Annotated in this window: 17 protein-coding genes; 8 read left to right on the top strand and 9 right to left on the bottom strand. The window is 61.4% G+C overall.

Annotated elements, in window-relative coordinates:
- Nucleotides 1-378: 378 nt before the first annotated feature.
- Complete coding sequence (locus tag E1N52_RS29685) at nt 379-603, bottom strand: hypothetical protein (RefSeq protein WP_133186664.1); 225 nt, start codon at nt 601-603, stop codon at nt 379-381.
- Between the two features lie 278 nt (nt 604-881).
- Nucleotides 882-1,085, bottom strand: a complete 204-nt coding sequence (locus tag E1N52_RS29680) for a cold-shock protein (RefSeq protein ID WP_133186543.1) — start codon at nt 1,083-1,085, stop codon at nt 882-884.
- A 400-nt stretch (nt 1,086-1,485) separates the two neighbouring features.
- Between E1N52_RS29680 and E1N52_RS29675 the strand changes: the two genes are divergently transcribed.
- Entirely contained in the window at nt 1,486-2,058 is a 573-nt protein-coding gene (locus tag E1N52_RS29675; RefSeq protein ID WP_133186541.1) for a peroxiredoxin, read from the top strand.
- A 124-nt stretch (nt 2,059-2,182) separates the two neighbouring features.
- Nucleotides 2,183-2,566 (top strand): YunG family protein, encoded by a 384-nt coding sequence (locus tag E1N52_RS29670; protein WP_246089264.1) that lies wholly within the window; start codon nt 2,183-2,185, stop codon nt 2,564-2,566.
- Nucleotides 2,567-2,573: 7 nt separating this feature from the next.
- On the opposite strand, the gene E1N52_RS29665 is transcribed toward E1N52_RS29670, so the two are convergent.
- Complete coding sequence (locus E1N52_RS29665; protein WP_133186539.1) at nt 2,574-3,458, bottom strand: LysR family transcriptional regulator; 885 nt, start codon at nt 3,456-3,458, stop codon at nt 2,574-2,576.
- Between the two features lie 138 nt (nt 3,459-3,596).
- Here E1N52_RS29665 and argC point away from each other — a divergent pair, with 138 nt between their 5' ends.
- Both argC and E1N52_RS29655 read left to right on the top strand, forming a co-directional pair.
- Nucleotides 3,597-4,526, top strand: a complete 930-nt coding sequence (gene argC, locus E1N52_RS29660; protein ID WP_133186537.1) for an N-acetyl-gamma-glutamyl-phosphate reductase — start codon at nt 3,597-3,599, stop codon at nt 4,524-4,526.
- 192 nt (nt 4,527-4,718) lie between these two features.
- Nucleotides 4,719-5,216, top strand: a complete 498-nt coding sequence (locus E1N52_RS29655) for a hypothetical protein (RefSeq protein WP_165979468.1) — start codon at nt 4,719-4,721, stop codon at nt 5,214-5,216.
- Between the two features lie 48 nt (nt 5,217-5,264).
- On the opposite strand, the gene E1N52_RS29650 is transcribed toward E1N52_RS29655, so the two are convergent.
- Nucleotides 5,265-5,858, bottom strand: a complete 594-nt coding sequence (locus E1N52_RS29650) for an NADPH-dependent F420 reductase (RefSeq protein WP_133186533.1) — start codon at nt 5,856-5,858, stop codon at nt 5,265-5,267.
- A 65-nt stretch (nt 5,859-5,923) separates the two neighbouring features.
- Nucleotides 5,924-6,664, bottom strand: a complete 741-nt coding sequence (locus E1N52_RS29645) for an SDR family NAD(P)-dependent oxidoreductase (protein WP_133186660.1) — start codon at nt 6,662-6,664, stop codon at nt 5,924-5,926.
- Between the two features lie 122 nt (nt 6,665-6,786).
- On the opposite strand from E1N52_RS29645, the gene E1N52_RS29640 reads away from it, so the two are divergent.
- Entirely contained in the window at nt 6,787-7,677 is an 891-nt protein-coding gene (locus tag E1N52_RS29640; protein ID WP_133186531.1) for a LysR family transcriptional regulator, read from the top strand.
- A 21-nt stretch (nt 7,678-7,698) separates the two neighbouring features.
- On the opposite strand, the gene E1N52_RS29635 is transcribed toward E1N52_RS29640, so the two are convergent.
- Nucleotides 7,699-8,589 carry a LysR substrate-binding domain-containing protein gene (locus E1N52_RS29635; RefSeq protein ID WP_133186529.1) on the bottom strand — a complete coding sequence of 297 codons (891 nt, stop codon included), beginning with the start codon at nt 8,587-8,589 and terminating at the stop codon, nt 7,699-7,701.
- Between the two features lie 101 nt (nt 8,590-8,690).
- Here E1N52_RS29635 and E1N52_RS29630 point away from each other — a divergent pair, with 101 nt between their 5' ends.
- A complete protein-coding gene (locus tag E1N52_RS29630; RefSeq protein ID WP_133186527.1) occupies nt 8,691-9,281 on the top strand; it encodes a LysE family translocator in 591 nt (196 codons plus the stop codon).
- A 112-nt stretch (nt 9,282-9,393) separates the two neighbouring features.
- Here the strand turns inward: E1N52_RS29630 and E1N52_RS29625 are convergent, their stop codons facing one another.
- Nucleotides 9,394-10,494, bottom strand: a complete 1,101-nt coding sequence (locus E1N52_RS29625; protein ID WP_133186658.1) for an NADH:flavin oxidoreductase/NADH oxidase — start codon at nt 10,492-10,494, stop codon at nt 9,394-9,396.
- 222 nt (nt 10,495-10,716) lie between these two features.
- On the opposite strand from E1N52_RS29625, the gene E1N52_RS29620 reads away from it, so the two are divergent.
- Nucleotides 10,717-11,139 carry a hypothetical protein gene (locus E1N52_RS29620; RefSeq protein WP_133186525.1) on the top strand — a complete coding sequence of 141 codons (423 nt, stop codon included), beginning with the start codon at nt 10,717-10,719 and terminating at the stop codon, nt 11,137-11,139.
- 210 nt (nt 11,140-11,349) lie between these two features.
- A complete protein-coding gene (locus E1N52_RS29615) occupies nt 11,350-12,477 on the top strand; it encodes an aminotransferase class V-fold PLP-dependent enzyme (protein ID WP_133186656.1) in 1,128 nt (375 codons plus the stop codon).
- Nucleotides 12,478-12,601: 124 nt separating this feature from the next.
- Here the strand turns inward: E1N52_RS29615 and E1N52_RS29610 are convergent, their stop codons facing one another.
- Nucleotides 12,602-13,297 carry a 4-carboxy-4-hydroxy-2-oxoadipate aldolase/oxaloacetate decarboxylase gene (locus tag E1N52_RS29610; RefSeq protein ID WP_133186523.1) on the bottom strand — a complete coding sequence of 232 codons (696 nt, stop codon included), beginning with the start codon at nt 13,295-13,297 and terminating at the stop codon, nt 12,602-12,604.
- The gene (locus E1N52_RS29605; RefSeq protein WP_133186521.1) at nt 13,294-14,025 is read right to left on the bottom strand and encodes a PIG-L deacetylase family protein; all 732 of its coding nucleotides are present in this window, start codon (nt 14,023-14,025) and stop codon (nt 13,294-13,296) included. The genes E1N52_RS29610 and E1N52_RS29605 overlap by 4 nt, the downstream gene beginning before the upstream one ends.
- Nucleotides 14,026-14,184 lie beyond the last annotated feature (159 nt).

Below are 14,184 nucleotides of genomic sequence, written 5' to 3'. Positions count from 1 at the left end.
GAAGTCATGGAGACCGCCCTGTCCGGGGCGGCGAATCAGGTAGGCAAGGAGATTGGTCAGACGCGGGGCTCGCAAGACCGGTGCGATGCGAGTCGGGGCGTGCAGTCCAGCGCGCCGATATTGCCGGCCTCACTGGACTATCAATCAAGGAAAGACTCGCGGCTAGCCAAAACGCGTCGTTTCGGCGCTGTGCGAAGCGAACCAGTCCTACATTGTAACCGAAGGCCGCCATCTTCTCCGCCGCTATCGGCGGGGGTAGTGCGAGCCAGGCGTGCCGATGATGCGCTGTTCGGGATCCCGCGTGATCGTTGGGCGCGTTTTGTTGCAGCCGCCCTGGTGCCTCAGAGACGTTGGGTGCTTCGAACCGTGGCGTGGCCTTTAACCGCGCGTGTCGACCCAGTTGCGTGCCCACTGGGTCGAGTGCTGCAACGCCTGCTCTTCACTCTTGAAGTAATCAAGCGAATAGAACCGGTAGCGGCCTTCGGCTTGCGCGCTATCGATGCGTTCGAGCAGCAGGTTGGATGAAAAGCTACCGTCGGGCAATCGATGCGCCGAGGATTGAACGGCATAGCCGTTGTAATATTGAATTTGTGTGTTTTGCATTTTAATTTTAATGATATTTGAGTGCGTACGTGCCGTGCGAAAAGTGCACGGATGCGCCGATTCAAAGCTATTGCAAGCCGAATCTGAAGCAGTCGAAAAGCGAAAAGGGGCGTTGAAGCCAGAGGGGAGAATGAGGTGCAACCAGGCGTATGGCGCTTGGCAAGCTGCTGAATGAACAGGTGCAGCGAAGAGCGATTGCGCCAACTTTGGGAGACAAAGCTCCGCGAGGGTGTCACTGCAACCCGGCGTCCGTCGTCGGATGCCGGGCCCTTCAAACTTTACAGCGGCTTGATGTTAGCCGCTTGCAGACCCTTCGGGCCTTGCTTCGTTTCGAAGCTCACCTTCTGGTTTTCAGCCAGCGTCTTGAAGCCGTCGGCCCTGATCTCGGAGAAGTGAGCGAACAAATCGTCGCCGCCCTTGTCCGGGGTGATGAAGCCGAAGCCCTTGCTGTCGTTGAACCACTTAACGGTACCGGTTTCCATGAAGAATCCCTGAGGAAAAAAAACGAAAATTTGCTCCGTTACGGAGCGCGTGAAGCTTCAAGGAGGGAGAGGACAACGAATACCGCCGGGAAGCGAGCAATTGATGAACAGCAATCGAACTTCTTGAACTTCGAACGGCACATTACCCGCCGGGCGCGACAGAGTCAACACTTATCTTGTAACTATTTCACGGGCAGATCCTTCCGCGGACACCGCGGACGAAGCGATGCGGCCCCGCTTGGCCGCGCTCCCATGCCTGGTACGGCACGCAGGTTAGGCAGATGCGACGGCCACGCGCGAGCCGGGGCGTTACGGGTTCGAACAGACGCAGCTGCGCATGGCGCCCCAAAATTTTCTGATCGGCGGATTCGTCTGTCGTCGGCCACCGAGAGAGCTAAACATGAAAGATCCGATGGACATCGACTGGTCAACCATGCCGGCCCCTATCGACGACGGGAGGGCAAGTCACCTGACGGGGCTGCGCGTGCCAGGCATAGCGTTGAACTCGACAGACGGAGACTCGGTCGACCTGAGTCGTCTCACGGGCCGTGCAGTTATTTACGCCTACCCACGAAAAAAACTTCCGGACGAGCCGCCGCCAGACGGATGGCTTTTAATCCCCGGCGCCCCGGGATGCACGCCGCAGTCGTGTGCCTTCCGCAATCACGCCGCCGACATCAAGGCAGCAGGCGCAAGCCATATCTTCGGACTCTCAACGCAGGACACGCCGTATCAAAGAGGCGCGGTTGAGCGTCTGCATCTCCCCTATCCGCTATTGTCAGACGAGCATCTCATATTGACGAAGGCTCTTTCTCTTCCGACCTTCACTGCTATGGGCATGACACTGTTGAAGCGCTTGACGATGGTCATCAACGCCGGCGTGATTGAACACGTTTTCTATCCGGTGTTTCCGCCCGATCAGAACGCCGCTGAAGTGCTCGCCTGGCTAGAGGCACACTGTGAGGGTCAATGAGTGTCCAACCTCGAATCAGCCGCTGCTGGCGAGAGGCCGATTTACGATGGTCGCACTGGATCGATCCGTCACTGCTCCGACGTCGGTCTGACGTTGCCTTCACATTGAACAAGGTTTTTTTGCAATGAAACAGGAAGATCAGATGTCCCTCGTATCGAAGACCTTTGCGACGCCCCTCGACTTGTACAGAGCAATCTCACGCGTATGGTCCGGAGACACGTCAAGTCCGACCCACGCCTGGTCAGCATCGAATCCAGCGCAGAATCATTGCAGCGTCACCGCGCTCGTCGTGCATGACTATTTCGGTGGCGACATTCTCACGACGCAGACGTCGGGCGGCACGCACTTCTACAATCTAATCGACGGGAAAAAGTGGGATCTCACGGTGAGCCAGTTCGCCGAACCGGTGCCGTATGACGATACGCCTTCCACTCGCGAAGCGGCGTTAGCGGACACCTCGCAGGAAAAATATGCGCTGCTGACTGCGAGACTGAAACGCGGCAAATAGACAACGCCTACGCCAATCGCAAATCCCACAGCACATCGAGTACGTGTTGCGTGGAACGCTCAACGTACCCCGCGCGATGTGCAATACCGAGCCGTCGCCACAACGCCGGGCGCAGCGGACGCATGACAATGCGCTCGTCCGGTAATGGCGTAGTGGCCTCATGGGGCAACAGCGCTGCGCCGTAGCCTGCCGCTACGAGGCTCTTGATCGCGTCGTTGTAGTTGAGCTGAATGCGCGGCGCAGGATGGTGCCCTCCGGTCGCGAACCACTCCACAGTCAGACGCGAGAGACGCGTGGTCGCGTCATTGAGAATGAGCGGTTGGGCGGCGAGCCATTCAGGGGTAACGCGGGCCGGACACCGCCAATGCGCCGGCACAAAGGCCATCACCGGGTCGCGGCGCCAGGGCTTTATCACGAGCCCAGCCACCGGGGGCTGAGGCAGCGCGACCAGCCCGACATCCAGCGTTCCATCCGCCAGCCGCGACAGGGTCTCTTGCGAAGTCAGAACCGCGATCTGAATGTCGATGGCGGGATGGTGCTCGCGCAGCACCTCTAAAGCTTGCGGCAGCAGGTGCGCGATCACGCCCGTGGATGCACCGAGACGTGCACGCCCTTCAAGCCCCTCTACCTGGCGTTGAATATCGTCTAACGCCTGTTCCGCGTCGGCCAGCAGCCGGCGCGCGCGCTCCACCAGCACCTCGCCTACCGACGTCGGCCCCACATGTCCGCGCTTGCGTAACAGGAGTGGAGCCCCAACGCGGTCTTCGAGTTCGGCGATGTGGAGGCTGACCGTTGGCGGCGCCAGGTGCAATGCACGCGCCGCATCGGCAAATGAACCACGGTCGGTAACGGCGACCAGAGTGCGCAACCGGTCCAGGCTGATCTCTCGCATGACGGCGTCCAGATTCAGAAAAACTGAATGTCTACGTTATGAAATTCAACTTTCTCTATTCTAGCCGTCCGCGCAACATAGGGCTCGTTTTACCTCGGTTTAACTGTTCCAACCCTCTGTCAGCGGAGTCATCCACGTATGAGCTCTCCCGTAGTTTTCATCGACGGCGATCAAGGCACCACCGGGCTGCAAATCCACGACCGGCTGCGCAACCGGACCGACATCACACTGTTCACACTTGCCGCCGCGGAGCGCAAGGATTCGCGGCGTCGCGCAGAAGCCATTAACGCCTGCGACATCGCCATCCTCTGTTTGCCGGATGCCGCCGCGCGCGAGGCAGTGGGCGCCATTGTCAATCCCGCCGTCCGGGTTATCGACGCAAGCTCCGCCCACCGCACACAACCGGACTGGACTTACGGTTTTCCGGAAATGACGCAGGGGCAGGCTGAGCAAATTGCGAACGCACGTCGGGTCACCAATCCTGGTTGCTATCCGACCGGTGCCGTTGGCCTGCTGCGTCCGTTGGTGCAGGCCGGGCTCATACCGGGCAATTACCCGATCAGCATTCATGCGGTATCCGGCTACTCCGGACGCGGGCGTGCCGGCGTGGAGGAACATGAGGGACCGGGAGCTGCCAACGCGCCTTCATACCAGGTCTATGGCCTGGAGCTCGCGCACAAGCACACGCCGGAGATTCAGCAGCACGCCTCGCTTGCCCAGCGTCCCATTTTTGTCCCTGCGTACGGTGCGTTCCGCCAGGGCATCGTGCTGACGGTGCCGCTGGCGTTGCGGCTGCTGGCACCCGGCGTGGATGGCGCCACGTTACACGCATGCCTCGCACGCCACTATGCCGAGGCGACTCACGTACGAGTCCTGCCGCTGCACGAATCGAGTGCCTTAAAACACCTGGATCCGCAGGCGCTGAACGGCACGAACGACATGCAATTAAGCGTATTTCATGACGCTGAACACGGGCACGTCCTGCTGTCCGCGGTCTTCGACAATCTTGGCAAAGGCGCATCCGGCGCTGCGGTTCAGAACCTGAACCTCATGCTCGCGCGGCAATAGTGGCCGATGGCTCGAGCTAAAGGTCGGCCGTCCCCTATGCCGAGCCAATCTGGTCATTCGGGTCGCGCAAACACGCGCATGGTTTGCGCCACTCGTCGACCCAGCACACGCAATGCCAGGGTTAACCTCGATAAATATATGCATAACGCACGCCGTAATACTAATTCTTACATCGAGGCTGGCCCGTTGGAGATGAAAACGCTAACGTTTGCGCAGAGACTGCGAGCAGGCAGGGACCAAGAACTGACTTTCAAGCGCGATTGCGCTCGCGTCACGCTCGCAGCTTTCGTCGCCATCCTGGCGGGATGCGGAGATGCCGTTTCGGATTCGGACATCCAGTTCGTCACAGCCGCAATGCCAGCGCAGTTCGAGGCGTTCCGCATGTACGGCGCGGTCCCGTTTCGCGACGGCTCACCCGGTTTGTCCGCTCATGCTCCAGCCCGGCTCCAACAGGCCTGCGAGGCGGTCATTCGTTCGGCAAAGGGTAGTTTTCGTGAGTCGGTGGTCCTGGATAGCGAATCGGCCGAGTACTTCGAACTCGATGTTTCCCGTACGGCTGACGGATGGACTGTGACAACCGACAGCCTTGCCGCACCGAGCGGCAACTCCGTGGGACTTCGCACCCAGTTCACGAACTGCCTGACGGCAATCAAGGACAAGCTTCGGGCACAGCCGGACGCCGTACAGTGAGCCATGGTCGCGCGCAAGCGCGATAGCGCGCGACCGTTCGGCCGAACTTCAGTCGAACTTGACCAGATCCTGGAAAATAAGCTGGGCCCACGTGTCGCCGCGTGCCTGGACGAGGAGCCCGCCCTCGCCGATCTTGCCGAGTTCGACCGGCGCGAACCCCAGCCGGTCGACGAGGGCCGACACCGTGGCACTAGCCGCGTCGTCATTGCTGGAGACGAACACGACCCGCCGCCCGCCATGCGGCGTCGTCGGCCCCTGTGCCAGAGTGGCTGCGGGCAGATGGTTGAAGGCCTTCACCAGCTTCGCTCCCGGAAACGACTTTGCAACTGCAGCGCTCGAAGGCAACCCGTCCAACTCCTTCACAGGGACGCCGTACGCGTTCATTGCGTCGATCACTATCTTCCCCTGCCAGCTCTTGGCGACCCGTGAGACATCCTCGTGTGCGCCGAAGGGGACAGCCAGGATGACAACGTCAGCCTCGATCGCATCCTCGATCCGCTGAGGAACGACCGACGGCCCGATCCGCGCAGCGAGCGCGTCGACCGGGCGCCTGCCTGCCACGGCGACTCTGATGCCCTGATCGGCGAATGCCTGCGCGATGGCCGTGCCGATGCTGCCAAGCCCGATGATTGCGTAGCTCATTGAATTTTCCATTAGTCATCCTCTATAAGAGAAGGGTCACTTAGGTGGATCGCGAGCCTCGGTCCTCAGACCTGGCCGATGCCGCCGTCATTCATCAGATCCGCGCCCGTCATATAGGAACTCTGTTCGGAGGCGAGATAGAGTGCCGCGCTGGCCATTTCCTCGGCACGGGCGAGCCGGCCGAGCGGGACCATGCTCTGGTACATGCTCACCAGTTCCTCGCGTGTCGCCGACTGTCCGTCCAGAATCGGCGTATCGGTGACGCCAGGGCTGAGCATGTTGACGCGAATGCCGCGGTCCTTGAATTCGGCGGCCCAGGTGCGAGCATAGGAACGCAACGCAGCCTTGGTCGCCGCGTAGGCGGTGTGCCCCGGAATGCCCATGACGTGTATGGCCGAAGAAACCAGGATGATCGATCCACCTCCCGTCATCATCGGCAGCAGTTTCTGCACCAGAAAAACCGGGCCGCGCGCCATGAGGTTGAATGCCTTGTCGAAATGTTCTGGCGTGATGGTGTCGATCGACGCCTGCTCGGTAAAGCCCGCGTTCGACACGATGATGTCGACGACACCCTTTTCTTCCCTGACCGCCGCGGCGACGCGGTCGAGGTCATCGAGATTCGCGGCGTCGGCCTGGATAGCGGTGACGTTGCGTCCGATCAGTTTGACGGCCTCATCGAGCGGGCCTTGCCGACGGCCGAAGATAAAGACGTGAGCGCCTTCGGCGACGAACCGCTGGGCGATCGCCAAGCCGATACCCGTCGTTGCGCCGCTAATGACGGCAACCTTGCCTGTGAGAGTGGACATTGGAACCTTCTGCCTGTTGGTGAACGGTATTGACATCGTAATTACCGGCCCAACGAATGATAATTAGCGGAGTTATCATGAGATCTATTCTTCAAGAGAATGGGTCTCACGAGAGCGATGCAATGGATCGGTTTCATGAATTGAACGCCTTCATCGCCGTTGTCGAAGCGGGTGGTTTTTCCGCCGCGGCGCGTAGAACCGGCGATTCACAGTCCGCCATCAGCAAGGCGATCGGCGCGCTGGAAAAGCGCCTCGGCGTGATGCTCTTGAACCGGAGCACACGCAGCGTGACCTTGACGGACCAGGGGCAGAAATACTACGAGCGGACCAAGCCGTTGCTGGACGAGATCGCGGTAGCCGACAGCGAACTGAGCAGCAGCACGCTGGATGTCACGGGCCTGGTCCGCATCGCCTGCGCCTCCACGTTCGGCCGTCTGCACGTTCTCCCCCTCATTCCCGAACTGCTGTCACGCCATCCGGGTCTTCAGGTCGATCTCGTGTTGTCGGATTTCGTACGCGACATGGTGGAAGATCGAATCGATCTCGCGATTCGGGTGGGCACCGTCAACGATCCGGATTCGGTCGTGAAGCCGATTGCCAGCACCCCGCTGGTCTGCGTCGGATCGCGTCGCTATTTCGAGCAACACGGCATACCGAAGGATCCTGCGGAACTCGCCGATCACAATTGCCTCGTCTACGGCGGTCTGATGGAATCGGCGAACTGGCCGTTTCAGGGGCCGCGAGGCCGGTTCAGCGTACCGGTGCGAGGCAACCTGTCGTCGAATAGTGTCGAGACGATCCGATCGGCCGTGCTCGCGGGTGTGGGAATCGGTCTCTTCGCGAAGCTCTCGCTGACCGACGAACTCAAGCATCCCGACATCGTGACCGTGCTGGACGACTTCATCGGGGACGCCCGTGATGTCAGCATCGTCTGGCCGAGGCGGCGCTTCGTGCCCGCGCGCGTGCGCCTGATCACCGACTTCTTTACAGATGCGCTGCCGCAGCGCTTGTAGATTCGCGGCAACCGTAATCCGTCACGCAACGCTCGCAAGCTGCGCGCGGCGAGTGCCTGCGTCGTTCGACATCGATTCGCGTACGTGGCGTGCGAATTCCTGCGCCGCGGGCTGAACCGTCGCGGGCAATCGCAGACTTATCGCGAACGGAGGCAGCACGGGCAAGCCGGCTGCGTCAGGCGTAAGCGTCTCCAGGTCCGCCGGCACCGTGCAGGCGAGCCAGGTCGTAATCGCGAGACCCGCACGCACCGTCGCAGCGGTCGCCTCGATGGTGCCGCTCTCGAATACGGTGCGCCACGCAATGCCCTCGTCCGCGAGCGCGCCGAGCACGACCGCCCGGAACGCACAGCGTTCGTCCACCATCGACAGCGGCAACGGCCGCTTCTGCGAGGCATCGCTGCCGCGCCCCTTGACCCACACCAACGGCTCGATGCGGACCACTTCGCCTTCGGCTTCGCTCGCGACATATTCGACCAGCGACACATCCACGCGGCCGCTATTCACCGCTTCGCTCAACTCCGGCGACGCCGCGCACACAAGCGAAATTTCCACTTGCGGATGCGCTTGCGCGAACGCCTTCATCGCGGGCGCGAGCAGTGTCACGAGATCGTACGGCACGCCCACGCGCAGGCTGCCGCGCAGCGGCCCGCCGGTCATGTCGGCCCAGATTTCGTCGTTCAGCCGCAGCAGCTGGCGCGCCTTCACGAGAAATTGCTCGCCATGGCGCGACAGTTCCAGCTTGCGCGTCTTGCGCACGAACAGCAGGCAATCGAGTCCGTCTTCGAGACGCTTTACCTGCTGGCTCACGGCGCCTTGCGTCATGTGCAGCAGATTCGCGGCGACGGTCATGCTGCCGCTATCGGCGACGGTCACGAAGGTACGGATCAGATCGAGATCGAGGTTTCGGCTCATTGATGCATTATGCCGCGTAATGGATCGCATCAGAATTATTGCCTTTTATGATGCGTCGGCGATCCGTACAGTGCAAGTCTCATTCACCCAAATTTGCACCCATGACCTCGATCCTGCCGCTTCTCCTCTTTGTCGTCATCGCCACCGTGACGCCCGGCGGCGCAACCACGCTCGCCACCGCTTCGGGTGCGCGCTTCGGCTTCGCGCGTTCGATTCCGCTGATGCTCGGCATCGCGGTGGGCCTCGCCTTGCTCGCTGCGGTCGCGGCGCTTGGGCTTGGCCGTCTGCTGCTCGCGCTGCCGTCACTGCAAACGGTGGTCAAGGCGCTGGGCTCCGCGTATCTACTGTGGCTCGCGTGGCACATCGCGCGCAGCGGGGCGCCGAACGCAGGTAACGGCCCCGCGCGCCCGGTTACGCTCGTCAACGGTTTCCTGCTGCTCTTGCTCAACCCGAAAAGCTGGGCGATGACGGTCGGCGCGGCGGCCTCATTCGCGCTGCTCGCGAGCAGTCCGAACCGACTCGCACTGCTTCTCAGCGCGGCGTTTGGCGTTGCTGCGTGTGTTTCGCTTGCGTTCTGGTGCGCGCTCGGCGTGCTGCTCGCGCGGCTCTTTACAACACCGCTTCACTGGCGCGTGCTCAATCTCGTGATGGGCGCGCTGCTTGCCGCATCTCTCATTCCGATCTGGAGATAAGGATTCCTTTCTATCCATCTTTCAAATCGTTCGATCCTGACGAGGCCGATCGAAGCGTAGCCATGCGGATCACACTGAGACGGCCTGGCCCTCGAGCATCAACAAGACAGATTCAAACGAACACCTTTGGCAGCCCACTGGGCTGAGAGCGAAGATATTGCTTCGGCGCCCTGACTTGAGCCCCGAAGTGAGCGGCAGCGTGCCAGGGCCAGCGAGGGTCGAAGAGCACGGCACGGGCCAGCGCGACCAGGTCGGCGTCTCCCGTGCTGAGAATGGATTCGGCTTGTTCGAACTCGGTGATCATGCCGACGGCGATGACAGGGAGCGTCGTCGCCTGCTTCAAAGCCCGCGCGAAGGGAACCTGATAGCCGGGCCCGACCGGAATTTGCGCGGCCGGGTTCGAACCGCCACTCGAGACATTGATCGCGGCACAGCCTCTAGCCTCCAGTGCCTGGACAAAAGCGACCGCATCCTGCACGGACCACCCGCCGTCCACCCAGTCAGTCGCGGACACCCGCATCGTAACGGGGCGATCATGCGAAAACGCGTCCCGCACGGCATCGAAGACCTCGAGGGGAAAGCGCATGCGGTTTTCCAATGAGCCGCCGTACTCGTCGTCCCTGTGGTTCGAGAGAGGCGAGAGGAATTGATGGAGCAGATAGCCGTGCCCACCCAGGATTTGAATGAAGTCCAACTCGAGCCGGGAGGCACGCTGCGCCGCAGCCGCGAACGCGTCGCGAATGGCAGCCAGACCGTCGCGGTCCAGGGCAGTGGGCGGTGTCTCACCGGCCGCAAACGCGACCGAAGACGGGCCGTAGGTGTTCCAGCCGTTGACGTGGCCATGAGGAATCTGTGCGCCGCCGTCCCACAATTTCTGCCGCGACCCTTTTCGGCCAGCATGGTTGAGCTGGATGCCGATCGGCGTGTCGGACCACCGCCGGACACTCCCCAGCACGCGCGCCATCGAATCTTCGCACTCGTCCGAATAGAGCCCCACGTCACCGTAACTGGTCCGGCCTTCGGGGGTGACCGCCGTCCCCTCGATGGTTAGCGCCGCTGCGCCTGAAAGCGCCAGCTGGCCGAGATGAATCAGGTGCCAATCGTTCATCTGCCCATCTTCGGCCGAGTACTGCGCCATCGGAGCGATCACGATACGGTTGGCTAAAGAGAGGTTGCCGACTTGTATCGGCGTGAACAGCGTTGGATGGCTCAAACCGATGCCGGGTGTTCCGCCGCTACCGCCGGCGACTTTGCCTTCGAGTGTGGACATGAAAATCTTCTGTCTGGTGATGAGTGACAGCTAGATCGTAGTTGCGACATAGTGGAGTGATAATTCGCGGATTCTTCATAAGGCCAATTCCCGACGAGAATAGCCATGAGCGGCGGGTTGTGGCCGCCTGAACCGTTATGCTGTTCGCGAGCCCAGGAGGCATACATGGCAGAAACGTGGCAATTCCAGGTCCGCATCACCGCAACGCCCGAGCTGGCCGATGCACTTCGGGCAAGCAGCCCCTATGAGGCGCGCGATTTGCTCGAAGCCTTATTGCGCGAGTACAACGCGTCTTTGAAGTGCCAGTTCGACGCATTCGCCGATTACGTCGAGGAGGCGGAACGTGCCGGGCGGGACCGCTATCCGTTGTACCAATGGACGAAAGATACGATCGACAATCCCGAGAAAAAGGCGAAGCACCTGAAGTCGTTTGCGGTGTACGTTCGCGGTGCTGAAGTCTACGACAGGGAAACTGCCGATGCGCTGTATGCGCGGCTCTTGGCCCTTGCTAGTCAGGTGGGCATCGAAAACGTGAGCCGGTTCGATACGAACCCGGCCAACAATCCGCAGCCGCCAGCGCGGAAGTGAGACAGCCACCGGATCTGCCGCATCGCACCATTGCCGCGGGCCACCCAAAGCTTCATCCATGCGCCAACTACCACAGAAAAATATGCACCAGGCTGCAGACGGCTTTCGTTAGAATCTATTTTCGTCGCGACAACAAACCCATCTGCATGGGTGCAGCAGCATCGAATCGCACATGCTGCTCACCTTGTTCATCCTTTATCGGAGGCGAGCGTGCCAGGTTTACTTCCCAATGTCGACCGCGAGGGACTCCTCGAATATTCGGTGGTCTACACCGACCGCTCGATCAATCATATGTCGCAGCTCTTTCAAGGAGTCATGCGAGATATTTCCAGCTCCCTGAAAAAAGTCTACAACGCGAAGGCGGTCGTTGTGGTTCCAGGCAGTGGAACCTTTGGCATGGAAGCCGTTGCCCGGCAGTTCGCGACGAACAAGAAGTGCCTCGTCATTCGCAATGGCTGGTTCAGTTTCCGCTGGTCGCAAATTTTCGACATGGGCAGCATTCCGTCTGAATCGATCGTGTTGAAGGCGCGTCCGGTCGAACCAGGCAGGCAGGCCGCCTATGCACCGCCTCCGATCGAAGAAGTCGTCGCTGCAATCAAGGAAAACAAGCCCGATCTGGTCTTTGCGCCGCATGTCGAAACCGCATCCGGAATGATGCTGCCCGATGCGTATCTGCGCGCCGTGGCCGACGCCGTGCATGCCGTAGGCGGCATGTTCGTACTCGACTGCATCGCCTCCGGTACGGTCTGGGTCGACATGGAGAAAAGCGGCGTCGATATCCTGATCAGCGCACCGCAAAAGGGCTGGAGCGCGTCACCCTGCTGCGCGCTCGTCATGCTCGGCGCGCTCGCCCGCGAAAGGATCGACGCAACGACCAGCACCAGCTTCGCCTGCGATCTTCGCAAGTGGCTGCAGATCATGGAAGCCTACGAGATAGGCGGATTCGCGTACCACGCAACCATGCCCACGGACAGCCTCACGACGCTGCGCAACGTGATCAACGAAACCGAGGCATACGGCCTCGACAAAGTGATGGCGGAGCAGCTCGAACTCGGCAAGCGCATTCGCTCGCTGCTCGTTAGCAAGGGATTCAGAAGCGTCGCGGCGGCAGGTTTTGAGGCGCCGGGCGTCGTGGTCAGCTACTCGGACGACGACGGCATTCGATCCGGCAAGAAGTTCGCCGATGCGGGCCTCCAGATCGCAGCCGGCGTTCCCCTGCAATGCGACGAGCCCGAAGACTTCAAGACCTTCCGCATCGGCTTGTTCGGCCTCGAGAAACTGCATGACATCGAAGGTACGGTCTCCCGCTTCGCGAAGGCGTTGGACCGCATTCTTTAACCCGCTTTTCCTCGAGGCGCGCCACGCGCTTCCTTAGGTCGTCACGAAATGAAACGAGCGCCCTTGCGGCGCTCGTTTTCGTTTTTGCTGTGGTGCGACTCGTGTGAAATCGAACGCTGTGGACTCAGGCGTCTGCCGGCGTATCGACGTAACGCAGACCCTTTTCGGCAAGGCGCTCGCGCATGCCGTAATAGTCGAGGCCGAGCGTGCCGCCCGCGAGCACCGCGCGCGTCTTTTCTTCCTTGGCGAGGCGCGCCTGGGTCGCTTCCACGACCTTCGCCACCGTGGCGAACGGCACCACGACCACGCCGTCGTCGTCGGCCACGATGACGTCGCCCGGATGCACGATCTGCTGCGCGCACACCACCGGCACGTTCACCGAACCGAGCGTCTCCTTCACCGTGCCTTGCGCCGAAACGGCCTTCGACCACACCGGGAAGTCCATCGCCTTCAGTGCGCGCACGTCGCGGCAACCCGCGTCGATGATGAGACCGCGCACGCCGCGCGCCGCGAGCGAGGTGGCGAGCAGCTCGCCGAAGTAGCCATCTTCACAGGGCGACGTAGGCGCGGCCACGAGCACGTCGCCTTCGCGACACTGCTCCACGGCCACGTGCAGCATCCAGTTGTCCGAGGGCGGCATGAGCACCGTCACGGCCGAGCCCGCGATCGCCGCGCCCGAATAAATGGGCCGCAGATACGTGGCGAGCAGGCCGAGGCGACTTTGCGCCTCGTGCACGGTGGCCGTGCCGGCCTCCTTGAGGATTTCGATGTGACGCGCGTCGGCGCGCGGGATTTGGGTGACGACTACACCGCGTTTCATGATAGATCTCCCACCACTGCGGGCGTCAGGCGCATATAGCCTTCCGCGTATTGAATGTCGCGCTTCGCCGTAATGCCGATGTTGCGCTTGGCCTGCACGCCGCGCTGTTGCGCGACACGCGTGTAGTACTCCCAAAGGTGTTCCTGGCCCGCCATGCATTCAATGGCGCGGCGCTTCACGTCCCACACTTCGGTGATGTCGAGGAAGGTGTTCGGAATCCACTCGCACTGCTCGGTCTGGTGCGGTTCGAACGCGTAGACCGGCGGCGCGCCGACGATCTTCTGCCCCGGATTGTGGCCTTCGGCCTGGGCGATGATGCGCGCTTCCTGCGCCACGTGCATGGCGAGCGGATGATCGAAGTTGTATGGGTCTTTTTGCGAGTGGCTCAGCACGAACGCAGGCTGCACGTCGCGATAGATATCGACGAGGCGCAGGAGCGCTTCATCGGAAACGCGCAACGGATAGTCGCCCAGATCGAAGAACTCGCATTCCGCGCCAAGAATCTCGGCGGCGGCGAGCGCCTCCTCGCGGCGCGCGGCCTTCACTTTCTCGATGGTCATGTCCGGGCCCTTGCGCCAGAGCTTCGCAGACTCGCCGCGCTCGCCAAACGAGAGGCACACCACCTTCACGCGATAGCCGTTCTTCTTGTGCAGGGCAATCGCGCCGCCCGCGCGCCATACGAAATCCGCGCTGTGCGCGCTCACCACGAGCATCGATTTATCAGTCATTTCCGGTTCACCAGACGTCGAACATCACGAAGCCCCATTGTAGGTTTGGGCGCGCCTCGCGAACCAACGAAAGGACTGCCGAAAGGCATCGAATCTGCTTATCGATGCCGCATGGAACGCGCCTCGCAAACGGGCCACGCCGAGTCTCGCCCATGCGGC

It is taken from the genome of Paraburkholderia guartelaensis, from assembly GCF_004353905.1.
GTDB lineage: Bacteria > Pseudomonadota > Gammaproteobacteria > Burkholderiales > Burkholderiaceae > Paraburkholderia > Paraburkholderia guartelaensis.
The sequence above is the reverse complement of the archived record's forward strand: the minus strand, read 5'-3'. Positions and strand labels throughout refer to the sequence as shown.